Below are 20,356 nucleotides of genomic sequence, written 5' to 3' on the forward strand. Positions count from 1 at the left end.
CAGTAATTCCCGCTCCTACCCGGCGAGCAACTCCTTGATGTCGTCCGCCGTCAGCGCTGAACTGAAGACGGCGTCATCATCCATGACGGAGCTGAACAGCTTGGCTTTCTGCTCCTTCAGTTTCATGACCTTCTCTTCGATGGTGTCCGTCGAGACCATCCGGTAGACCATGACGTTCTTCGTCTGGCCGATTCGGTGGGTCCGGTCCACCGCCTGCGCTTCGCTGGCGGGGTTCCACCACGGGTCCAGCAGGAAGCAGTAGTCGGCCTCCGTGAGGTTAAGCCCGAAGCCGCCGGCCTTCAGGCTGATAAGGAACACCGGAGCCGTGCCGTTCTTGAAGGAATCGATCACCTCTCCGCGCTTGCGGGTGGAGCCGTCAAGGTATGCGAACTCGACACCCTGGGCTTCCAGCCGGGCGGCCGCGAGTTTGAGGTAGGAGGTGAACTGGCTGAACACCAGGGCGCGGTGGCCCTCCGCGAGGACGTCCTCCAGTTGCTCGAACAGGACGTCCAGCTTCGCTGACGGTACGCCCTCATACTCGGGCTCAACCAGCGAGGCATCGAGGCTGAGCATCCGCAACAGGGTGAGCGAGCGGAACACAATCATGCGGTTCCGGTCCAGGTCCTCGATCAGGCCGAGCAGCTTTTGCCGCTCCCGCTGGAGGTGCGTCTGGTAGATCTTGCGGTGACGAGGATGCAGTTCCACCGCCAGCACCTGCTCCTGCTTCGGCGGCAGATCTGAAGCAACCGCCTCCTTGGTGCGCCGCATCATCAGCGGGCGGATGCGGCGCCGAAGCCGCTGCAGGCGCTCGGTGCTGCCCTGTTTCTCGATGGGCGTCCGGTACTCCTCGGTGAAAGCACGCGATGACGGAAACAACCCGGGCGCGGTGATGTTGAACATGGCCCACAGCTCCATCAGGTTGTTCTCCATCGGGGTACCCGTAATGGCGAGCTTGAACGGCGCATTCAGTTCCTTGGCGCACCGGTGCACCTTGGCAGCGTGGTTCTTTACGAACTGCGCCTCATCCAGAATGAGCCCCGCCCACTCCTGCTTCCCGTAGGCGTCATTGTCCAGCCGGAAGAGCGCATAGGACGTGATAACGACGTCGGCGCCCTCCACCTGCTCAGCCACGGGAGTGCCGCTCTTGGCCTGGGTGTCGGTGATTCCCCGCACTGCGAGGCTGGGCGCAAAGCGCTGTGCCTCAGCAATCCAGTTCGGCACGACGGAAGTGGGTGCCACAACCAGGAAGGGCCGCTGCTCGCCCTGATCCTTCGCATGGACCAGTAACGCGAGCGTCTGCAGGGTCTTGCCGAGACCCATGTCATCGGCGAGCACACCCCCGAGTCCGTGTGCCCAGAGGAACGCGAGCCAGTTGAAGCCGTCCACCTGGTAGGGGCGCAGCGTTGCATGAAGGCCTTCCGGCAGCGGCGTCTGCTCTACTTCGGTGAGCTCGAGGAGACCGTTGACCGCCGCCCGCCACGACTGCGCCTGCTCCGTCTCCTCAGCCAGGTCCTCGAATTCAGCCCACAGTCCGGCCTGATAGCGGCTGATCCGCAGGCCGGCCTCCCACTCGTTGAGCATCCGCGCCTCATCGATGAGCTCGCGGAGCTGGTCGAAGATGGGCTGGTTCAGCGACATGTAGCTGTTGTCCACCAGCTTGATCCGGTTGCTGCCCTTGGCCAGGGCGGTGAAGATATGATCAAACGGGATTTTCCGGCCCTGCACGGTGACCAGCACCCCCAGGTCAAACCAGTCGCGGTCTTCCGTGTCCACGGTGGTGATCAGGAGTTGCGGCGTTTCCGTAAGCTCCTCAAACGTCGGCTTGCTTCCGAGAATGTCCACGCGCACTGCGTCGAGCCGTTCCAGCCGGGGGAGGACGGTCTCGGTGAAGTCAACCACCTCCATTCCCGTGAACACGCGGTCCTTCACCATGCGCCCACCGAGTGCTTCCCTTGCCGTCTGCAGGGCGGCCGCTTCGGCAGCAGCGTCACGGTAGCCGCCGTCGTCGTCCTTGCTTTTGAGGGGTTTGCGGGTTTCAGAGTCCCCGCTCTGGTACGCCCAGTCCCAGGAAAGCTGCACCTCATCCTCACCGAAGGCGGCGGTAAGAACGAGGACCGGCGGGATGATTTCCGGGAAGATAACGGAGCCGTCGCTGCTCACCACATCGATCGACTGGATGAGCCGCGGGTAGAAGCCGGCTAGGAACTCCTGCTTTTCAGTCTCCGGGATGCGGACGGGCTTGGTGCGCTCAAGGAGCTCCCGGTTGTGGTCGGTGAGCTTGCGCGTGGTGGGCGCCAGGGTGATGACGCCGTTCTCCGATGCTGTGTAGACCCCGTGGTCGGCAATGACGTGTGCGGACTCCGGCGGGTGATTTTCGCCGTCGATGTTGATCGCCGGGCAGAGCTGGATGGCGCCGTCAGCTGTGGTGGCGTCAAGGAGCAGCACGGCCTGGGACGCCAACTGCACCGTGACACTCTTCTTTGAGCCCACAAACGGAATGCCGAGCCGCTGCGCCTCCTGCAGCAGTTGCCACAGGAGAGGGTTGCTGAAGTCATCCAGGTACAGCCAGGAGTCATTGTTGCCGAAGTAGGTGACGCCGGTCCCGCGATGCAGGGCTGGGAACTGCGCGAACCAGCGGTGCTGATCCGAATTCAGCTTCAGGCCATACGTCTGGTAGCTGATGTTTCCCCACGCCAGGTTGTTCTTCACCCAGTTGCCCTTGGCGTTCTGGATTACCGGGCGGACGCCGAGCTTGAAACCGCGGTAGGCGCGACGCTTCTCCCACTTGGATACCGTAGTGGGGCGCAGTTCGAACTGCAGGCCCATGGTGGTGAGCTGGACGGCGGCCAGCGCGCCGTCGTCGTGCTGGTGGGTTGAGAGTAGACCCGAGAGGGATTCCTGCCACCCGGCCGGGCGGGCGGACGACGCCGGTGCCGTCAGCTCCTGATTGGCGCGAAGGTTCTCCATGTTGGAACGAAGCGCGACGGCGGCAACATGCTTGCAGTCCAACCCCACCGGACAGGAACACACACTGTCGCGGAGGTGATACCGGCCGTCGCCTTTCTGCGCCAGATATAGCTGGGTACGGTACGGCGCCGGGGAGCTTCCCATCACCCGCGCGTGCACTACTTTGGACTCGGCTTCGAAGGTTAGCCCCTGCACCAGGGCTTCCTTGGCATAGCCCTGACCGCGCTGGAACGCGGCACCGCCGACCATGCGGATGATGTCGGCGACATCGATCATGGGATACGGGGTAACAGGCATGAATTTATGCTCTCACGCGGTCCTGACAGACTGGATCCATGCGGCTACTCACTGTGGGGCACGGAACAGCGGACCGGGAACAGTTCAGCGCGCTGCTTCGGGAGGCAAAGGTGCAGACCCTCGCCGATGTGCGGCGCTTCCCGGGGAGCCGCCGCAACCTCGATACGCGCAAGGAAGCGCTCGAGGAGTGGTTGCCGTGCGAAGGGATCGATTACCGGTGGTTCGAGGATCTCGGCGGGCGCCGTCGTCGTTCTGCGGGGGAGCCGGAAACGGACAGCTGGTGGCGGGTGGCGCAGTTCCGTGCGTACGCCGGGTACACCCGGACCGATGAATTCGCGGCAGCGCTCGCGGAGCTACGGACCGTTGCGGGGCAGGGCTCCACCGCGATCATGTGCAGTGAGAGCGTCTGGTGGCGCTGCCACCGCCGCATTGTTGCGGACGTGCTGGTGCTGCTGCACGGTTTCGAGGTTCACCACCTCATGCATGATGGCAGGCTGACACTGCATGAGCCGTCTGACGGTGCCCGCGTGTCCGACGGCGCGGTGTATTGGGACGTGCAGGACTAACCTGCCAGCCCGGTTCCGAACTTCTTCAGCAGGTCGGCAAGGGTGCGGCGCTCACTGGCTGAAAGGCCTGCGAGCAGTTCTTCCTCGGCAGCCAGATGGGTGGGGAGGGTTGCGTCGACGATGTCCCGTCCCTCCTGGGTGAGCGTTACTGTCGTTCCCCGGCCATCGACGCTGCTCTTCGCGCGGGTGATGAGTCCGCGCTCCTCCAGCCGGTTCAGGCGCTGTGCGACGGCGCTTGAGGTGATCATCGCGCTCCCGGCAAGGTCTTTGGGGCTGAGCGTGTAGGCAGACCCGTTCCGCCGCAGCGTCGCGAGTACGTCGAAGGAACCGGAATCCAGGCCGTGCCGAGCGAAATTCTCCTCCAGCCGGCGCTCCACCTGCTGGGCTACGCGCGAAAGCCGCCCCAGAACGTGCATGGGGGCGACGTCCAGATCCGGCCGCTCGCTATGCCACTGCTGCACAATTCCGTCCACGTGGTCACTCATGCAACCACTCTAGACAATTTGCTAAGTGCTTAGCTACTATTGCTAAGTGCTTAGCAAAACCGGATGGACCCTTCTTGTCACCGCCCTCGCGCCGATGGTCTGGGGCAGCACTTACCTGGTGACTGTCGCCCTGCTGCCGCCGGGGCTTCCCTTGACCGCCGCGGTGCTTCGGGCGCTTCCGGCGGGTCTGTTGCTTCTGCTGGTTGTGCGGCGGCTTCCGCGCGGATCGTGGTGGTGGAAGGCACTGGTGCTTGGCGGCCTCAACATCGGGGTCTTCTTTGCGTTGCTCTTCGTCGCGGCGTACCGGCTGCCCGGGGGAGTGGCGGCGACTGTGGGTGCCGTTCAGCCGCTTATCGTGGCAGGACTGGCTACGTGGGTCCTCAAGGACCGGCTGTCGCTCAAAGTGGTGCTGGCCGGGATTGCCGGAGCTGCCGGCGTCGCGCTCCTGGTTCTTTCCTCACAGGCACGGCTGGACACGGTGGGTGTACTGGCCGCGCTTGGCGGCGCAGTGTCCATGGCCGCCGGCGTCGTGCTTGCCAAAAAGTGGGGCAAGGCGGAAAAGCCGCTGATCATGACGGCCTGGCAGCTGGTGGCCGGTGGGCTCCTGCTGGTTCCGCTGATGTTCGTCGTCGAAGGGCCGCCGCCGGAACTGTCGGCAGCTAACCTCAGCGGCTACCTGTACCTCTCGGTGATTGGGACGGCCGTAGCGTACGTGTTGTGGTTCCGTGGCATTCAGCGGCTGCCCGTCACGGCTCCCTCCTTCCTCGGTTTGCTCAGCCCGGTGGTGGCAGCATTCCTTGGGTGGCTGGTGATGGGCGAGCAGCTCTCGCTCCTGCAGGGAGCCGGCGGGCTGCTGGTTCTCGGCTCAATCCTGGCGGTCAACGTGCGTCGGCGGAGGCCCTCCCGTCCGCGGTCGGCGAGCATCGTCCGACCGGCCGAAATCTGCATCCCGACGCCGCTGCGTTAGATTTGAAGGACCGCACCCGTTCACCAGGAGACACCCATGACCCCTCGTACCCTCTTTCGCAGCGTCGCCGTCGCGGAGGCGATCACGTGGGCCCTGCTTTTGACGGGGATGTACCTGAAATACATTGCGGAATCCACCGAGGTGCTGGTTTCGATCGGTGGCGCGCTGCACGGATTCATTTTCCTCACGTATCTGGTGAGCACTACCTTCGTGTGGGTCAACCAGCGGTGGAACGCAGGTACCGGGGTTCTCGGACTTCTCGCCGGTGTAATTCCGTTTGCAACGGTTCTTTTCGACTGGCAGCTTGAGCGCCGCGGAAAGCTCGACGGCGGCTGGAGGCTCGCGACCGGAAAAGACCAGCCGGCCGGTGCGGTTGAGAACGTACAGGCCTGGGTGCTGCGCAACCCGCTTACCGCCGCGCTGGTGGCGATCATTGGCGTCAGCGTGGTCTTCGCGGCACTTTTGATCGTCGGTCCGCCCGTGCAGGTGGGCTGACCGGGCGCTCGATCGGGCCGGCCGGCTCTGACCACAACGCCCTCGCAGCCTTACTCAGCGCTACGTGTCGGTCCTACTTGGCCAAGGAGCACGCATCAATCAGCTTCCGCTGGTCGACAGGATCCAGTCCGCTTGCTTGAAGGGCGCGGACCACCCGTTCTGTTTGCTCCCGGATCGCCGGTGCATGTTTGCCGGAAGGGTCGTTACTGCGCACGTCGCTGAGCAGTTGCACTAGACGGACGGCAACGCGGGGATCATCCATCCCGTACGTGCAGATCTGCGAGACCACGAGTTCCAGGAGCATGGCGAAGGTTCGACGCTGCGCGATAACCCGGGTGCATCCCTGATCGTCAGTCATTGCGCTGGTGCCGGGATCGGTGCGCGCGACCGTTGACAGTGCTGCGGCAAGGTGCCCCAGCGCGTGCACGCACGTCGTGGGATCGTTGACGCTGGGCGAAATGGCACGAACGGCGACATCAAGGATCTGCTGGACCGGAAACCCGATGTCTTGGACCGACGTGCGTTCGAATCCGATGGTGATGGCGTCGTCGACCGTCTGCGCCAGCTCTTTCTCCTCCGCATCCGTCCACGAGCCACCATCGAGTTTCCAGGTCTGAGCGTATAGAACCCCTTCGACAAGGAAGTCTCCGGGGGGCCGCTGCAGGGCGATGACCGCACCGAACCGCTGGGCCGCGTGGAGCAATGCCTGCTCGTTGGCCTGAACGAGGAAGCCGGATGACCGGGAGGTAAGGTCGACTGCGTCTGCCGGAACGTTCAGGTCGAGGTGCGAGGCCGAGGCGTGTTCGCTCACATCCTCGACGGTCGCCGCGAAATCGTCGCGGACATCCGCCAGGATGCGTTCCACCCGTAGCTGGCGGGACAGGTGACCCAGGAACAGCACCAATCCGATAACCGTTGCCAGCGCTAGAAGAAAGGACATCGTAACGGCGATCTCCGGAACGAAACCGGTGGATTCGTCGTCGTTGTCCCGGATGGTGCGCAGCACCGTCAGTGCGAAAGCGAAGGTCGCAAGGAAGAGGGCCAGGGTGTTGTGAACAAACCTGTCGCTCGTGAAGGTCCGCAGCAGGCGCGGTGAGTACTGGCTGCTGGCCAGTTGCAGTGTGACCACCGTGAGCGAGAACGTCAGTGACGTGACCGTGATCGTTGATGCGGCTATTGCTTCCATCAGGGAACGAGCCGCTGCTGCGCCTCCACCGAACAGCAGGGCAGACAAGGCGGGCGGCATATCGTCGTCGAGCTGGTGATCCAGCCACGTGACGAACTGGGCGAGCACGACGGACACGATCACCGCGGCCAACGGCACCGGCCAGAGCTGTGTTCTCACATAGTCGCGGGCGACCCGGGGGTTTGGATGCATTCCGCTGCGTGCCATGATCGAACACTAACAAGGACGATGCCCGCCGTGTCGGTTTGCAACGAGATAGCAAGCATGCTTACCATCTTCGGGTGCTTCAAACTTCAACGAACCCTCGCCCCGCCGATCTCAACCATGGTCAGCTGGGTATCGCCGACGAATTGAGGGAGTCGGCCCGTCGGATCCGTGATCTGGAGCGGGTGCGCATCCAGCTCGCGCGGACGCTGCTGGATGTTCAGCAGGCCTGCGAGACCTCAAGGGATCCGGACCATGCGCAGCGTCTGATTTCTGCCGCCGTCCGGGATCTGGAGGAGTTGGACACCAGACTGTTTGACGCCCGCACATTCCATTCGGCGACCGAGGGCTGTGGTGGCCTGCTCGCAGGGTGACGGCTAGCCCGCAGTGAGGTCCCGTGCGGAGGGTGCATCCTCCGGGTGACCCCCGGCGACCACCCGCAGGTTTCGCTGCTCCGCCGCGTGCGGAAAGCCGCCCAGATCCCGGATGTGAGCGATCAACTCTTCACGCAGAACGGCGTCCGACCGATCTGTCGCCTGTTCTTCCTCGTCCTCCATCGCTCGCGCCCGCTGCAGCATCGCAACACCCGCCGGGGTGAGGTTGGCAATGAAAACGCGGCGGTCGTCGTCGATCCTTGTCCTGACGATCAGGCCCCGTGCTTCCAACCGCTCGAGCAGTTTGCCGGTGGTCTGCGCCTGAACACGCAATTCCCGGGCAAGTTCCACCTGGGTGATCGAATTGGTTCTGCCAAGAACACGCAGTGTCAGAAGCCCTGCGTGCGTTGTCCCAAGCCTGCGCAGCCGTTCATTCTCACGGTTGGAGCTGAGTCTGGCGGCGGTGTTCAGAAGCCGGTTCGTGGGCCACTGGGCGATATCCATGGTTTTGTGTCTCTTCCGGTTGCTGTACTTCGAATCCTTGCGGTGAGTGGTTTCGTGCTGTGGTCGCGGCGGGACGGGGCGATCGAACTTGGCGCCGTTATGGGTGGTGCGGGGTGTCCTGTTGTTCCACCGCCCACGTCATGCGCTGGAGGAATCGGGTGACGTGTAATGCCTCTTCGGGGCTCAGCGATTCGGCAACTTCGCGCATCCGCTTGTGCATGTCGCCCAACGTCTCGCGGACCTCAGTGTCGGCACTGTCGGTTGGGACGATCTCGACGGAACGCCGGTCCGTCGGATGCGGCCGCCGAGCGAGGTGTCCGCTGGCAACAAGGCGGTCAACCAGGCCGGTGGTGGACGCGGTCGAAATCTTCAGCATGCGCGAGAGGTCTTTCGGGCTGATGCAGTGCCCGGCTTTGTGAGCGCGCATCGCATACCGGATCGCGAGAAGGTCTGTTTCGTTCATCTTCATGGAATCGCGTGTCCGACGGCGCATCTCGCCTTCCGCCGCACGGTAGCTCCGCAACGCATTCAGCACGTCCACACTGCCGGGAGTGTCCTGGTCGCCGTACCAGTAGCCTGCGCCCTCGAGACCTGTAGCTGTTTCCATAGGGCTATTTTATCGCCAACCTACTTGCTAGGCCACCTAGTAAAAATCAAGCGAACAACAGGTTTCTTGAGGCAGTCTCAAGATTGTCCGAAATTTACTGGCTTCCCCTCCCTGTCGACTCAAGCTAAGGTCAGTAGTAACTAGCCAACCTAGTTACTACACAGACTATTGATATGGATATTGTCGATGACTACAGTTGCTCAAAATCCGCCCGTGGCGCTCGCCCCGGTTGCCGCTGCTAATGCTGTTGACCTTATCGATGAGCTGTGGTCCTCCGAGCGCACCGGTAGTGCAGTGCTTGACGACGGCGTACCCGACACCGAGCGGATCATTGCGGCCGCCGGCGCCGTCGAATCTCTCGAGTGGGAACTGGACAGGGCTCGAAGTGGGCTTGCATCGGTGATTGAGCGGGCAGTGTCCAATGGCTGTGCAATCGAGAAGGTTGCTGAGTCAGCGGAAATGACGAGGGAAGACATCGCCACGCTGCTTTGGGCAGCCCGAGCAGAGAAAATAGCGGGCGTGCCGCGTCTCTAGAGCGACTCAGCCCTGGTAGCTATTTCTGCGAGGTCTTTAGCCAATGCTTTGCGGGTGGCGTTCACGCCCAGTTTTCCGAAGAGCGCCATCGCCAGCTTGTTCATCCGGGAGGGATTGAGCATCTCGGCTGCGAAGGTCATGGTCAGGTCCGTGCCGCCGTCGTTCTCCTCGAGCGTCATCCGGGAGGTGTAGTCAGCACCGTTCTGCAGTGCTTTCACCGTCGTGATGCGCGGCGGATTGGCCTCGGATACCCACATTTCCACGGTCTCCGACCTGCCCATCATGGTGCGGGTTTCCTTCCAGCGGGTACCCTCGCCGTAGGGGCCGTCGCTGAGCATCTCTATTGACTTGATGCTTGAAAGGGTTGTTGCTGATCCCGGGATGTCGGAAATGACGGCCCATACTTTGTCTGCGGAGGCGTTGACATGCTGGGTCAGACTGATCTCATTGTTCATGGCGTCGAGCCTAGTCCCGCTACGTCTGGCACACGACCAACATCACCCACCGCGCAGCCGGGATATGGCGAAGTAATACGGTGATCATCCTCAGAACGCGTAGCGGATCCTGCAGTATGGCGCGATCTCCTCGATGAGTTCAGTCAGTTGCCGGACGTAGCGACCCTTTGCGCCGGTGCGGTAACGGACGTTGGTGAAGCCGTTTGAGGAGACCTTCGTTTCCTGCAGGTCCGGCCGCCACAGAACGTCCTCTGCCTGCGGATGCCACCCCAGGTTCACCTCGTGGAGCCGCTCGTTGTGGGTCAGGAGGATGACCTCGGCAGCGAGCTGGGCCTTGGCGGCGGGGGTGAGGGTGTCATCGAGTTGGCGGAGGAGCGCCGCCCAGTCGCTCAACCACGTGTCGGTGACGATGACGGGTGAGAAGTTCACGTGAACTTCGTAGCCGGCGTCGACGAAGTCGTTGATCGCGGCCATGCGTTCGGCGACAGGCGAGGTGCGCACGTCGATCGATTTCGCGAGGTCTGCGGGCATCAGGGAAAACCGGATTCGGGTATGCCCGCCGTGATCCCATCCCAGCATTGCCGGGTTGACGTATTTCGTGGCGAAGGACAGCTTTGCGGTAGGCAGGTCCCGGAAGAGCGTGACCAGATCCTCGACGTTGTCGCTGATCAGGGCGTCCACGGAGCAGTCGCTGTTTTCGCCGATGTCGTAGACCCAGAGTTCCGGATCGCACTGGTTCGGCTCCAGTTTCATGCCCTGGCGGGTGGCGTGCCGCTCGAGTGTTCCGGCGATCTGGTCGATGTTCGCGAAGACCGTCACCGGGTTGCTGTACCCCTTATGTCGGGGGACATAGCAGTAGGCGCAGGCCATCGCGCAGCCGTTGGCGGTAGAGGGGGCAATGAAGTCTGCGGATCTGCCGTTCGGCTTGACGGTCAGTGCCTTCTTGACGCCGAGCACCAGCGCCTCGGTCTTGATCCGTGACCAGCGCGGCACGTTGGTCTCATCACCGTGCACCTCCGGGATGTTCCAGTGATTTTCCACCAGCACGACGTCGGCGTCCGGCCACCGCTCCACAATCTCCTTGCCGCGGGGTAACTCCAGGGCAGCAGGCTGCGCGTAGATGCGTTTGATCTGCAGCAGCCGGTTGAACTCCATGCTTCAATTCTCCCAAGGCGGGCCGAAAGCCGCGGCCGGTCAAGCCGACGGCGTCGCTTTCTCCCCGCGCCGAGTCGGCAGGACACACCCCTTTTGAGGAGTCATTACGGGCGTGTCCTGCCAACTCAACGCGGTGCTTCAGAGGATCGGGCGCCCGCCCGTGACGGCAATCCGGGCACCGGACATGTAGCTACCGTCGTCGGACGCCAGCAGAACGTACGCCGGAGCCAGTTCGGCGGGCTGGCCGGCGCGGCCGAGGGGAGTGTCATCGCCGAACTGCTTCACCTTTTCCTCCGGCATGGTCGATGGAATCAGTGGGGTCCAGATCGGTCCAGGCGCCACGCTGTTGACGCGGATTCCCTTCTCGCCGAGCATTTGCGCGAGGCTTGCGGAGAAGTTGGCGATGGCCGCCTTGGTTGCTGCGTAGGGAGCAAGAGCTGGGCTCGGCATGTCCGAGTTAACCGACGAACTGCCGATGATCGAGGAGCCCGGCGCCATATGGGGCAGGGCGGCTTTGACCAAGTGGAACATCGCCGACACGTTCACCTTGAAGGTGTATTCCCACTCCTCTTCGCTGATTTCATCGAGAGTCTGGTGGCTCATCTGGTAGGCGGCGTTGCTGACCAGGACGTCCACCTTGCCGAACTCCTGCACGGCCAGCTCAATAATGTCCCGGCAGTGCTGCGCATCCGAGAGGTCGCCACGAACAGTGACTGCCCTTCGGCCGGCTTCCTCGATGTAACGAGCCGTTTCTTCTGCATCGTCATCCTCGTTGAGGTATGAAATCAGGACGTCGGCGCCCTCACGTGCAAAAGCGATGGCGACGGCGCGGCCGATTCCGCTGTCACCGCCGGTGATGACCGCGGCCTTGCCGGTGAGCTTTCCGCTGCCACGGTAGCTCTCTTCACCGCAGTCCGGTGTTGGATCCATCGCTGACTGAACGCCGGGTACATCCTGTTGCTGTGCTGGCTGGCCCATCATTTCCTCCATCATTCGCTGAACACATCTCGGGCATTAACCGAAGAGGCCCGCCGTTTGGGGGAAACGACGGGCCCGGCTTCACGGTGCTTAGCGGTCGAAAATGCCGCTGAACACGTTCTTGGGACGCTGCTGCTCACCCTGGTTGGCGCCGAGCACAATCACTGCGCCGCTGAGGGCGGGCAGGATCCACTGAAGGGTCTTCAGCTGCGACTGTGCCTTCGCGAGTTCCTCGGGTGCGCCGGGCTTGGGCTCAGTTGCGCCGGCGGCGCCGTGTTGGCTCAGCTCACCGACCTTCTTGCCGAGCATGCCCGAGTAGAGGGATGCTGCCATGCCGACCACGGTGATTGCTGACTTGACCACGGTGTTGGCAACAGCGCCGGGCTGACCGGCAAGCCGTCCCTTGTTCGCTGCAATGAGGCCGATGCCGCCGACTGCGTGTGCGCCGAAAGCTGCAATCTGCACGGGAGTCCAGCGTGCCCAGCCGACCGTGGAAAGACGGGTGCGCTCAGTCGGATCCTTGGCTTCGGCCGCAGCGCCGTTCAGGCCGACGGCGCCCATGAGCGATCCGCCGAACCAGGCCGCAGCGCTGAGATCGTGAAGGGACCGTACAAGCGTGTTTCCTGCCATGATGCTCTCCTTAGACTTGGGGTGTGCCGTAGACCGATGAGGATGGTTGGAAAACGGCTCCCTTAATGTTTATCAGCATGCTTAGCATTTTGCGAGTGATCGGGTGGAAAATTTCACCCGGCAGTACGATCGACGGGTGCTACCGTTCCTTCTCCTGGCTACCCGTGCTGAAGATGCCGCTGCCGAGGGCGAGTACCGCAGCTTTCTCCGCTTTACTGGTCTGGCGCCGTCGAACCTGCAACGAATCCGGGTGGAGCAGGAGCCGCTGCCCGTCCTCCGTCTTGATGACTATTCCGGCATTTTTCTCGGCGGAAGCCCGTTCAATTCGTCGGATCCGGAGGAGGTCAAGTCACCAACCCAGCACCGTGTCGAGCATGAGCTCGCTGAGCTGCTTGATCGCGTTGTTGACGCCGACTTCCCGTTTTTTGGCGCCTGCTACGGCGTGGGCACGTTGGGACGGCACCAGGGTGCGGTGATTGACCGTACCTTCGCGGAGCCGATCGGTCCGGTGGAAATCGCAGTGCACGACGACGGCGCAGCGGACCCGCTGCTGGCCGGCCTACCGTCGCGCTTCGATGCGTTCGTGGGGCACAAGGAGGCCTGCTCTTCGTTGCCCTCTGGCGCGGTGCTGCTGGCGTCGTCGTCGTCCTGTCCGGTCCAGATGTTCCGGGTACAAGAGAACCTTTATGCAACGCAGTTTCATCCTGAACTTGACGTTGAGGGCCTGACTGAGCGCATCCGGATCTACCGTCACGCTGGCTACTTTCCGCCCGATCAGGCTGAGACCGTCATTGAGCGTGCGCAGAGCGCGTCGGTGACCTGGCCGCCGAAGATCCTCAACAACTTCGTGCGGCGTTACGCCCGCGACTAACCCGTTGAATTGGCAGGACACGCCGCTTCAGAGCGTGCATTCGGGGTGTGTCCTGACGACTCAACGCGGGGGTTGGATGTGCTTTCACCCGCAGTTCATTCCGTGTTGACCGGGCGGACTTCGGCACCATGAAGCATCGGGCGAGGGGACCACCCGCACTCATCCGAAAGGGACTGAACCTTATGGCTTATCGCCTGACCAGGATTATGGCCACCACTGCTGCCGGGCTGATGCTCGCGACCGCGCCCGCCGCCGTCGCACATGCTATACCCGCAAAGAAGGCGAGCGACGCTCCCATTCTCATCGGGCACCGCGGAGCTGCCGGTACCGCACCCGAGAACACCGTTGTGGCCTTCAAGGACGGCCGTGCTTCCGGTGCCGATTTCTTTGAGATCGACGTTCAGCTCAGCGCAGACGGCGTTCCGTTTCTCTTCCACGACAACACTCCCGCTCGCACCACCAACGTTGCAGAGGTGTTTCCGGGCCGCGAAAACGACCCCCTCACGTCCTTCACCTGGGCCGAACTTCAGCAGCTCGACGCCGGCTCCTACTTCAGTGATCGGTACGAGGGAGAGCGCATCCCGCACCTCGATGACGCTGCCGACGTCGCAACCGTGAAGACCGGGGTGTACATCGAGATCAAGGCTCCCGTGAACTCGCCCGGTATTGAACAGGTAGTCGCTGACGAACTGCGCAACGATCCGAAGTGGACCCCGCTGGTTGCGGCGGACAAGATCCAGGTCATCGGCTTCGATGAGGCTTCGAACCGCCGCTTTGCAGCCATCGCGCCGGAGATCGAGCTGCAGCAGCTCACCGGCGCGGTGCCCGGGCGTGCGGTCGTGGAGCCTTGGGCAACGTTCGCGGATTCGGTGGGCGCCAACTACCGCAGGCTGACGCCGCAGAACGTTGCCGACGTCAAGCTGCCGATCTGGTTCTCGGCGTCTACACGGTGAACTCGCCCGAGGCGGTGCAGTATTCGCTGGATCTGGGTGTCGATGCGGTGACCACTGACTTCCCGATCCAGAACCACCGCTTCCTCAAGGGCCAGCCCGTGTTCCCGGGTGCCGGCGTCGAAATCGTGGACTCCGTGAACAACCCAGCCGGCGACGACGTTCAGCCGGAGAACGGCGAACACGTGGTGCTCCGCAACACCTCGACAGCGAGCGTCGATGTGAGTGGCGCGATTATCCGCGACGCAGCGAACAACATTCTCACGGTCGGTGCTGGCTACATTCTGGCTCCGGGAGCCGAACTGCGTGTCTACACGGGCCCGGGCACCGACTCGGCTGAAGCTTATTACAACGGCGGCGGTGCGTCTGTGCTGAACAACGGCGGTGACTCGGTTGCCCTGTGGACCGGGCCCCGCCTGCAGGACGTCTTCGCGAACTAACGCTTCCCGGACCAAGTTCCTTGTCGATTTTGCGCCCGTCTGCCGGCTTTCCCGCGGCGGACTGGCGCAGTGGCGTTACTTCAGTGTTCTGGGGGCTGTCGCACGCGAATATCTCCTGACAGGGTGGCAGCATGACCGATCAGCTCCGAACTATCGTTTTCGACGTCAACGAAACCCTGTCCGACATGAGTCCTCTCGCGAACGCCTTCGACGCTGAAGGACTGCCAGCGCTGGCAGCGCGGGTCTGGTTTGCGGGAATCCTTCGCGATGGTTTTGCGCTGACCGTGACCGGCGACAATCCAGCGTTTTCCGGCATCGCCGAGGACAGCCTCCAGCGTTTGTGCGCTGACTCCCTGGGGCAGGGAGCCCACACGGCCACAGTAGACAACATCATGGGCACGCTGACGTCGTTGCCAGTGCACGACGACGTCGTCCCCGGTGTTGAAGCGCTCGCAGGCCTTGCTGAGTTGGTGACCTTGAGCAATGGTGCAGCGTCGGTGGCCGAGGGGCTTCTGCAGCGAGCAGGAATCCGCCGCCACTTCGCGAGGCTCCTCAGTGTTGCGGACGCGCCGGGATGGAAACCTCGCGAGAGCGCGTACGAGTACGCTGCTGCGGAACTGGGCCGGCAGCCGGGGGAGATGCTCTTGGTCGCTGTGCATCCGTGGGACATCCACGGAGCGCACCGTGCAGGGCTGAAAACCGCATGGATCAACCGGGCCGGTGCCGCCTATCCCACTTATTTCGACGCACCTGACCTCGAAGCCGGCAGCCTTCCTGAGCTCGCCGGGAAGCTGCAGGCGGCATAGCCGGTCATGGAAGTGTTGCCTATCCCAACGACCACAGTGCTGACACCGAACGGAAGCTGATCGCCTGTGAAAGGGCCGCAACGTCGGAGCGAACGCCTAGCATGGTGCAGGAGATCCTCAAGCGGAAGGCACCGGCATGATTTTTATCGTCGTCAAGTTCAACGTGAAGCCCGACTGGAGTGATCGCTGGCTGGACCTGACCCGGGAATTCACCGAATCCACGCGAGCAGAACCGGGCAACCTCTGGTTCGACTGGTCACGCAGTGTCGACAATCCCAATGAGTTCGTTCTGGTCGAGGCGTTTGGAGAAGATGCCGCCGGTGACCATGTAACGAGCGACCACTTTCAGCAGGCCATGCAGGATATGCCGCAGGCGCTCGCAGAAACCCCGCACATCATCAGCGAACAGATTTCAGCCACAGGCTGGAACCGCATGGGTGAGCTCACGATTGACAGCGGCGACCATGTCTGAGGGCAGCGGAATCCCGCAACGCAACGGACGTACACACCACCCCGTGCTGATCATCGGCGGTGGGAACGCCGGGATCTCCCTCGCCGCACGCCTCAAGCGCTACAAAGTGAAGGGGATTGCCGTCGTCGACCCCTCTGAACAGCACCTCTACCAGCCGTTCTTTTCCCACATTGCCGGCGGCACGGCCAAGGCCGAAACGGCTGTCCGGTCGCAGGAATCGGTGATGCCGAAGGGGATCACCTGGCATCGGGATTCCGCAACGGCAATAGATCCGACAGCGAAGACGGTGACCCTGGCGTCCGGGACAATCCTCACCTACGAGCACCTTGTGGTCTGCCCCGGAATTCAGAAGAACTGGGACGGAATTCCCGGGCTGCAGGCCGCCTATGATTCCCCTTTCGGGGCCACGAACTACAGCCTCGATCTCGCTGTGAAGGCCTGGCGCCTGCTGAGCGACCTACGTTCCGGGACCGCCGTCTTCACCATGCCCGACGGGCCCATCACCTGCGGCGGCGCGGCCCAGAAACCCATGTATCTGGCGTGTGACTACTGGCGCTCACAGGGCGTCCTCGGCAACATCCGCGTGATCCTCGCTGTGCCCACGAAGACTGTGTACGGCGTCGACGTGGTGGACGAGGAACTGAACCGCAAGATCGCGGAGTACGGAATCGAGCTGCGCTGTACTACTGAGCTCGTCCGAGTAAACGCAGACAATCGCCGGGCGACCCTCCGCGACACCACGCGCGGGGCTGAGGAGGAAATCCAGTACGACGTCCTTCACGCCGCACCGCCGCAGTCGGCCCCGGACTGGATCCGGACCACGGGCCTGGCTGACGACGACGGTTTTGTTGCGGTCGACAAGAAGACCCTCCGCCATCTCGCCTACCCAACCGTCTGGTCACTCGGTGACGCTGCAGGAACGCCGAACTCGAAATCGGGCGCCGCGCTCCGCCAGCAGACCAACGTACTCGCGAAGAATTTGAGGGCAGTGCTCAAGGGCAGCCAGCCAAGCCAGAAGTACAACGGTTACGGTGCCTGTCCTTTCACCGTGAGTCGCTCTACAGTGGTGCTTGCCGAGTTCGATGACACCCGCACACCCAAGCCTTCGGTTCCCGGCTGGAAGGGCCTTGCAAAGGAGAAGCGCCTGACCTGGCTGGTGGAGCGGTACGGATTCATCAGGCTCTACTGGTACGCCATTTTGAAGGGCCGCGCCTAGAAGGAAGTCAGTTCACGACGCGCACTTCACGCTGAGAGGATCCGTATGTCCAACCAGATCACCGTCACCCGCACTTTCGCTGCTCCCAGGGAGCGCGTCTTCGCCGCGTGGACTGACCCCAAGGATTTCTCCGTGTGGTTCGGCAGTTCCCAGGTCAACGTGCCGCTTGACTCCCTCGTGCTCGATGTCCGTCCAGGCGGCAACTGGAGCGCAGTGATGGAACTGCCCGACGGCGGCACCATCAACTGGGAGGGCCGGTACACCGAAGTGACGCCGCCGGAAAGGCTGGCTCTCACCATCACCGACCAGCCCGGTACTGATCCCGGCGCTCCCATCACCGTCACGTTCACCGAGCTCGAGGGCAGCACCCAGATGACGCTCGTCCAGGAAGCCCTGGATTTCTCTGAGGACCAGCGTGAACAGACCGCCGTAGGTTACCAATCGTTCTTCGACGACATGGAGGCGCTGGTCGCTTCCTAAGAGCGGGCTGGTCTTGACGGTGGGTGGTGCCTTCTTAGCCGCCGGCTGGTCTTGACGGTGGGTGGTCTCGATAGCAGGCGGTGCCGTCGCGGCTGTCGGAAGTCTCTATCACCTGAGCCGTCGCCCCCGATAGACCGCGTCCGCGACAGCCAACGTGGCGCCGTCGGGGCCGCTGGCTTCCCTCGGACGAGCCTCGACGACCTGGTGCTCCCAACCGTCGTCGAGCATGTCCGCGATGTTCCGGGCCGTGAAATACAGGTCAGGAAGGTCGGGCCGCGAAGCGCCGCTCCGCAGATCTGACAGGTCATGCCCGACGATCAGTAGCGTTCCGCCCGGTGCCACAGCGCGTGCCAGGGCAAGGAATAGCGGCTCCCGTTGTGCCGTGGGAAGGTGCATGTATTGCGCGGTTACCAGGTCGAAAGTTGCGGCTGGCGGCTCCCAGACGGTGAGATCGTGATGCTCCCAGTGCACTGGATGTATGCCGACCGCACTGCCGGAAGCGGTGCCCCCGTCGCCACTGGATGAAGTGGGTTGGGAACCGGCCTTGCCGCTCAGCTCCTTCTCGTGCGCTGCGGCCCGTTCCAGCGCAACGGTTGAGATGTCGACGCCGGTGACCTCCCAACCGCGCGCAGCGAGCCAGAGTGCGTCAGCGCCTTCACCGCAGCCGACATCGAGCGCAGTCCCGACCGGCAGTCCGTCGGCCTCCGCGACCAGCTGCGGATTCGGGCGACCACTCCAGATCCGCTTTTTCTCGCCGTAGCGCGCGTTCCAGAAAGCTTCATCGAACTCGGGCTGCCCGTGGTCGTGGTGTTCGTGCTGTGTGTGCATCAGGAAACCTCCGCTCCTATCCTGCTCTGCCGGCGTGCGGCAGCGGAAGAGGAAGCAGCGGCGGAAGACGCCCGGTGGGCAGCCAGATCCTGCTGAAGTTCTTCGGCCATCAGGTGATTGTTGATCGCCATGGCGGCCATCGACCCCGAAGCCGCCGACGGCAGTACCTGCAGCATGAGGTTCGCAACGTTTCCGGCGGCCCATACGCCGTCGACTCCGGTGGCTCCCATCTCATCCACGGCAAGGTGCTCACCGACGCCCATGGGGTGCTGGACCGGAGTAATGCCGAGGCCCGTGAAGATTCCGGTGTTTGCCACGAATTTCGGCGCAACAACGAGCGCTTCCAACGGAGTCACCCGACCGCCGGTGAGTTCCACGCCGCTCAGAGTTCCGCCGTCGTTCTGGTTCAGGACACGTTCGACCGCGCCGTCCACCACGGTGACGCCGCGAGCGGCAAGATGTTCCCACTCCTCCTCATTCGGCTCGACTGTGTCATTGAGGAAGAGGGAAATGTTGCTGCTCCACTGCCGGAACAACAGTGCCTGGTGCACCGACATGGCACTGGTGCCGAGAATTCCGATGTGCTGGTCACGCACCTCCCAGCCGTGGCAGAAGGGGCAGTGCAGCACTTCCTTACCCCACCGCTCGCGAAGCCCGGGAATATCCGGCAGCACATCGGTCAGGCCGGTGGTCAGCAGGAGGCGGCGCGAGTGGAGCACTGTCCCGTCCTCCAGCGTGGTGCGGAACCGGAAATGCGGATCATCGGTGGGGGCCGCGTGAACTGCGGTGCCGGGGACGATGACGCCGCCGTAGCTTTGCACATCAGCCCGGCCGGCAGTGATGAGGTCCAGCGGGTTCATGCCCTCACGGGTGAGGAAACCATGCACGCCGCTGGCGGGGGAGTTGCGGGGGTGCCCCGCGTCGACAACGGCGACACTGCGGCGGGTGCGCCCCAGCATCAGGGCCGCGCTGAGTCCGGCGGCTCCGCCACCGATGACGACGACGTCGTATGAATTCAGTTCAGGTGTCATGTTTCAATGGTGAAACCGGAAGGGAAAACTAGCAAGCAACCTTGCTGAAGTGGCAAACTGGTGTTTATGACAGATGAGATTGGCGAGGCTCTGGCAGCAGTCGGACCGCGACTGAGGGCACTACGGGTAAAGCGGGACGTAACGCTTCAGTCGCTCTCGGAATCGACCGGGATCTCGGTGAGTACGCTTTCCCGGCTGGAGTCCGGCCAACGGAAGCCCAACCTTGAGTTGCTGCTTCCGCTGGCCCAGGCACACCAGGTTCCGCTGGATGAGCTTGTGGGTGCGCCCACAACGGGTGACCCACGTGTGCACCTGCGCCCGATCGACATGGGCCGCGGGACGGTTGTTCCGCTCACCCGGAGGCCGGGCGGCATTCAGGCCTACAAGCATGTGTTGCACGCCGAAATGCCGTTGGAGGAGCCGGATGTGAAGATCCATGAGGGGTACGAGTGGCTTTATGTGCTGAACGGAAACCTTCGGATGGTTCTCGGTGAACTCGATCTTGTGCTTCCAGCCGGAGAAGCGGTTGAATTCGACACCCGGGTGCCGCACTGGTTCGGCAAAGCGGACCGTCATGCCGTGGAGTTTCTCAGCCTCTTTGGGCGCCAGGGAGAGCGGCTGCACCTGCGGGCGAAGACTACCTGACTTGAAGGCATCCAGGGCATCCAGGTGTTCAGGCATCCAGGGCGTCCAGGTGTTCAGGCATCCAGTGCGGTGCGGGGCTCCTCGGCGTTCGAGGCGTCGCGGGACCCAGGCGCCTGGGTAGCAGGATCACTCCGTGCGGGTGAGTTGTTGGTGTATGGCTTCTTCGACGTGCCAGTAGCGGTTGCGTTTGGGTGTTTGGTTTGGGTCGAGGTA

Annotated in this window: 24 protein-coding genes; 13 read left to right on the forward strand and 11 right to left on the reverse strand. The window is 63.0% G+C overall.

Annotated elements, in window-relative coordinates; genetic code table 11:
• Positions 1–15: 15 nt before the first annotated feature.
• Positions 16–3,264 carry a DEAD/DEAH box helicase gene (locus tag Q0877_RS12335; protein WP_299168205.1) on the reverse strand — a complete coding sequence of 1,083 codons (3,249 nt, stop codon included), beginning with the start codon at positions 3,262–3,264 and terminating at the stop codon, positions 16–18.
• Between the two features lie 38 nt (positions 3,265–3,302).
• Here Q0877_RS12335 and Q0877_RS12340 point away from each other — a divergent pair, with 38 nt between their 5' ends.
• Positions 3,303–3,830, forward strand: a complete 528-nt coding sequence (locus Q0877_RS12340) for a DUF488 family protein (RefSeq protein ID WP_299168206.1) — start codon at positions 3,303–3,305, stop codon at positions 3,828–3,830.
• On the opposite strand, the gene Q0877_RS12345 is transcribed toward Q0877_RS12340, so the two are convergent.
• A complete protein-coding gene (locus Q0877_RS12345; protein WP_299168207.1) occupies positions 3,827–4,315 on the reverse strand; it encodes a MarR family winged helix-turn-helix transcriptional regulator in 489 nt (162 codons plus the stop codon). The two genes, Q0877_RS12340 and Q0877_RS12345, sit on opposite strands and share 4 nt — an antisense overlap.
• A 46-nt stretch (positions 4,316–4,361) precedes the next feature.
• On the opposite strand from Q0877_RS12345, the gene Q0877_RS12350 reads away from it, so the two are divergent.
• Both Q0877_RS12350 and Q0877_RS12355 read left to right on the forward strand, forming a co-directional pair.
• The gene (locus tag Q0877_RS12350) at positions 4,362–5,282 is read left to right on the forward strand and encodes an EamA family transporter (protein WP_299168208.1); all 921 of its coding nucleotides are present in this window, start codon (positions 4,362–4,364) and stop codon (positions 5,280–5,282) included.
• A 36-nt stretch (positions 5,283–5,318) separates the two neighbouring features.
• Entirely contained in the window at positions 5,319–5,777 is a 459-nt protein-coding gene (locus tag Q0877_RS12355; protein WP_299168209.1) for a DUF3817 domain-containing protein, read from the forward strand.
• 73 nt (positions 5,778–5,850) lie between these two features.
• Here the strand turns inward: Q0877_RS12355 and Q0877_RS12360 are convergent, their stop codons facing one another.
• On the reverse strand, positions 5,851–7,170 hold the full coding sequence (locus Q0877_RS12360; RefSeq protein ID WP_299168210.1) for a DUF2254 domain-containing protein: 1,320 nt from the start codon (positions 7,168–7,170) through the stop codon (positions 5,851–5,853).
• 74 nt (positions 7,171–7,244) lie between these two features.
• Here Q0877_RS12360 and Q0877_RS12365 point away from each other — a divergent pair, with 74 nt between their 5' ends.
• Positions 7,245–7,541, forward strand: a complete 297-nt coding sequence (locus Q0877_RS12365; protein WP_299168211.1) for a hypothetical protein — start codon at positions 7,245–7,247, stop codon at positions 7,539–7,541.
• 3 nt (positions 7,542–7,544) lie between these two features.
• On the opposite strand, the gene Q0877_RS12370 is transcribed toward Q0877_RS12365, so the two are convergent.
• Both Q0877_RS12370 and Q0877_RS12375 read right to left on the reverse strand, forming a co-directional pair.
• Entirely contained in the window at positions 7,545–8,045 is a 501-nt protein-coding gene (locus Q0877_RS12370; protein ID WP_299168212.1) for a MarR family winged helix-turn-helix transcriptional regulator, read from the reverse strand.
• A 97-nt stretch (positions 8,046–8,142) separates the two neighbouring features.
• Complete coding sequence (locus Q0877_RS12375; protein ID WP_299168214.1) at positions 8,143–8,652, reverse strand: MarR family winged helix-turn-helix transcriptional regulator; 510 nt, start codon at positions 8,650–8,652, stop codon at positions 8,143–8,145.
• Positions 8,653–8,838: 186 nt separating this feature from the next.
• On the opposite strand from Q0877_RS12375, the gene Q0877_RS12380 reads away from it, so the two are divergent.
• A complete protein-coding gene (locus Q0877_RS12380) occupies positions 8,839–9,186 on the forward strand; it encodes a hypothetical protein (RefSeq protein ID WP_299168215.1) in 348 nt (115 codons plus the stop codon).
• Here the strand turns inward: Q0877_RS12380 and Q0877_RS12385 are convergent.
• The 4 genes from Q0877_RS12385 to Q0877_RS12400 all read right to left on the reverse strand — a co-directional run bounded on the left by Q0877_RS12385 (position 9,183) and on the right by Q0877_RS12400 (position 12,404).
• Positions 9,183–9,641 carry an SRPBCC family protein gene (locus Q0877_RS12385; protein WP_299168216.1) on the reverse strand — a complete coding sequence of 153 codons (459 nt, stop codon included), beginning with the start codon at positions 9,639–9,641 and terminating at the stop codon, positions 9,183–9,185. The two genes, Q0877_RS12380 and Q0877_RS12385, sit on opposite strands and share 4 nt — an antisense overlap.
• A gap of 90 nt (positions 9,642–9,731) precedes the next feature.
• On the reverse strand, positions 9,732–10,796 hold the full coding sequence (locus Q0877_RS12390) for a spore photoproduct lyase family protein (RefSeq protein WP_299168217.1): 1,065 nt from the start codon (positions 10,794–10,796) through the stop codon (positions 9,732–9,734).
• A 138-nt stretch (positions 10,797–10,934) separates the two neighbouring features.
• Positions 10,935–11,774 (reverse strand): glucose 1-dehydrogenase, encoded by an 840-nt coding sequence (locus tag Q0877_RS12395; protein WP_299168219.1) that lies wholly within the window; start codon positions 11,772–11,774, stop codon positions 10,935–10,937.
• Positions 11,775–11,864: 90 nt separating this feature from the next.
• On the reverse strand, positions 11,865–12,404 hold the full coding sequence (locus Q0877_RS12400) for a hypothetical protein (RefSeq protein WP_299168220.1): 540 nt from the start codon (positions 12,402–12,404) through the stop codon (positions 11,865–11,867).
• A 136-nt stretch (positions 12,405–12,540) separates the two neighbouring features.
• On the opposite strand from Q0877_RS12400, the gene Q0877_RS12405 reads away from it, so the two are divergent.
• The 7 genes from Q0877_RS12405 to Q0877_RS12435 all read left to right on the forward strand — a co-directional run bounded on the left by Q0877_RS12405 (position 12,541) and on the right by Q0877_RS12435 (position 17,639).
• Complete coding sequence (locus Q0877_RS12405; RefSeq protein WP_299168239.1) at positions 12,541–13,275, forward strand: glutamine amidotransferase; 735 nt, start codon at positions 12,541–12,543, stop codon at positions 13,273–13,275.
• A gap of 206 nt (positions 13,276–13,481) precedes the next feature.
• A complete protein-coding gene (locus Q0877_RS12410; RefSeq protein ID WP_299168222.1) occupies positions 13,482–14,228 on the forward strand; it encodes a glycerophosphodiester phosphodiesterase family protein in 747 nt (248 codons plus the stop codon).
• Positions 14,225–14,665 (forward strand): lamin tail domain-containing protein, encoded by a 441-nt coding sequence (locus Q0877_RS12415; RefSeq protein WP_299168223.1) that lies wholly within the window; start codon positions 14,225–14,227, stop codon positions 14,663–14,665. Before Q0877_RS12410 ends, Q0877_RS12415 begins: the two co-directional genes overlap by 4 nt.
• Positions 14,666–14,796: 131 nt before the next feature.
• On the forward strand, positions 14,797–15,471 hold the full coding sequence (locus tag Q0877_RS12420) for a haloacid dehalogenase type II (protein WP_299168224.1): 675 nt from the start codon (positions 14,797–14,799) through the stop codon (positions 15,469–15,471).
• Positions 15,472–15,607: 136 nt separating this feature from the next.
• Positions 15,608–15,943 carry a putative quinol monooxygenase gene (locus Q0877_RS12425; protein WP_299168225.1) on the forward strand — a complete coding sequence of 112 codons (336 nt, stop codon included), beginning with the start codon at positions 15,608–15,610 and terminating at the stop codon, positions 15,941–15,943.
• Positions 15,936–17,159, forward strand: coding sequence for an NAD(P)/FAD-dependent oxidoreductase (locus Q0877_RS12430; protein ID WP_299168240.1), 1,224 nt, complete (start codon positions 15,936–15,938; stop codon positions 17,157–17,159). Before Q0877_RS12425 ends, Q0877_RS12430 begins: the two co-directional genes overlap by 8 nt.
• Before the next feature lie 45 nt (positions 17,160–17,204).
• Complete coding sequence (locus tag Q0877_RS12435) at positions 17,205–17,639, forward strand: SRPBCC domain-containing protein (protein WP_299168226.1); 435 nt, start codon at positions 17,205–17,207, stop codon at positions 17,637–17,639.
• 108 nt (positions 17,640–17,747) lie between these two features.
• Here Q0877_RS12435 and Q0877_RS12440 read toward each other — a convergent pair whose 3' ends face one another.
• Positions 17,748–18,467: a class I SAM-dependent methyltransferase gene (locus Q0877_RS12440; RefSeq protein ID WP_299168227.1), complete on the reverse strand. Its 720-nt coding sequence runs from the start codon at positions 18,465–18,467 to the stop codon at positions 17,748–17,750.
• Entirely contained in the window at positions 18,467–19,498 is a 1,032-nt protein-coding gene (locus Q0877_RS12445; protein ID WP_299168228.1) for an NAD(P)/FAD-dependent oxidoreductase, read from the reverse strand. Before Q0877_RS12445 ends, Q0877_RS12440 begins: the two co-directional genes overlap by 1 nt.
• 66 nt (positions 19,499–19,564) lie before the next feature.
• Here Q0877_RS12445 and Q0877_RS12450 point away from each other — a divergent pair, with 66 nt between their 5' ends.
• Positions 19,565–20,143 carry a helix-turn-helix domain-containing protein gene (locus Q0877_RS12450; protein WP_299168229.1) on the forward strand — a complete coding sequence of 193 codons (579 nt, stop codon included), beginning with the start codon at positions 19,565–19,567 and terminating at the stop codon, positions 20,141–20,143.
• The last annotated feature ends 213 nt before the right edge of the window (positions 20,144–20,356 follow it).

This window comes from uncultured Arthrobacter sp. (genome assembly GCF_947495145.1).
Taxonomy (GTDB): Bacteria; Actinomycetota; Actinomycetes; order Actinomycetales; family Micrococcaceae; genus Arthrobacter_D.

Coding starts and splice junctions, on each gene's coding strand:
- Q0877_RS12335 (WP_299168205.1), bottom strand. CDS start 3,264: ATGCCTGTTACCCCGTATCCCATGATCGATGTCGCCGACATCATCCGC.
- Q0877_RS12340 (WP_299168206.1), top strand. CDS start 3,303: ATGCGGCTACTCACTGTGGGGCACGGAACAGCGGACCGGGAACAGTTC.
- Q0877_RS12345 (WP_299168207.1), bottom strand. CDS start 4,315: ATGAGTGACCACGTGGACGGAATTGTGCAGCAGTGGCATAGCGAGCGG.
- Q0877_RS12355 (WP_299168209.1), top strand. CDS start 5,319: ATGACCCCTCGTACCCTCTTTCGCAGCGTCGCCGTCGCGGAGGCGATC.
- Q0877_RS12360 (WP_299168210.1), bottom strand. CDS start 7,170: ATGGCACGCAGCGGAATGCATCCAAACCCCCGGGTCGCCCGCGACTAT.
- Q0877_RS12370 (WP_299168212.1), bottom strand. CDS start 8,045: ATGGATATCGCCCAGTGGCCCACGAACCGGCTTCTGAACACCGCCGCC.
- Q0877_RS12375 (WP_299168214.1), bottom strand. CDS start 8,652: ATGGAAACAGCTACAGGTCTCGAGGGCGCAGGCTACTGGTACGGCGAC.
- Q0877_RS12380 (WP_299168215.1), top strand. CDS start 8,839: ATGACTACAGTTGCTCAAAATCCGCCCGTGGCGCTCGCCCCGGTTGCC.
- Q0877_RS12385 (WP_299168216.1), bottom strand. CDS start 9,641: ATGAACAATGAGATCAGTCTGACCCAGCATGTCAACGCCTCCGCAGAC.
- Q0877_RS12390 (WP_299168217.1), bottom strand. CDS start 10,796: ATGGAGTTCAACCGGCTGCTGCAGATCAAACGCATCTACGCGCAGCCT.
- Q0877_RS12395 (WP_299168219.1), bottom strand. CDS start 11,774: ATGGGCCAGCCAGCACAGCAACAGGATGTACCCGGCGTTCAGTCAGCG.
- Q0877_RS12400 (WP_299168220.1), bottom strand. CDS start 12,404: ATGGCAGGAAACACGCTTGTACGGTCCCTTCACGATCTCAGCGCTGCG.
- Q0877_RS12410 (WP_299168222.1), top strand. CDS start 13,482: ATGGCCACCACTGCTGCCGGGCTGATGCTCGCGACCGCGCCCGCCGCC.
- Q0877_RS12420 (WP_299168224.1), top strand. CDS start 14,797: ATGACCGATCAGCTCCGAACTATCGTTTTCGACGTCAACGAAACCCTG.
- Q0877_RS12425 (WP_299168225.1), top strand. CDS start 15,608: ATGATTTTTATCGTCGTCAAGTTCAACGTGAAGCCCGACTGGAGTGAT.
- Q0877_RS12430 (WP_299168240.1), top strand. CDS start 15,936: ATGTCTGAGGGCAGCGGAATCCCGCAACGCAACGGACGTACACACCAC.
- Q0877_RS12435 (WP_299168226.1), top strand. CDS start 17,205: ATGTCCAACCAGATCACCGTCACCCGCACTTTCGCTGCTCCCAGGGAG.
- Q0877_RS12440 (WP_299168227.1), bottom strand. CDS start 18,467: ATGCACACACAGCACGAACACCACGACCACGGGCAGCCCGAGTTCGAT.
- Q0877_RS12445 (WP_299168228.1), bottom strand. CDS start 19,498: ATGACACCTGAACTGAATTCATACGACGTCGTCGTCATCGGTGGCGGA.
- Q0877_RS12450 (WP_299168229.1), top strand. CDS start 19,565: ATGACAGATGAGATTGGCGAGGCTCTGGCAGCAGTCGGACCGCGACTG.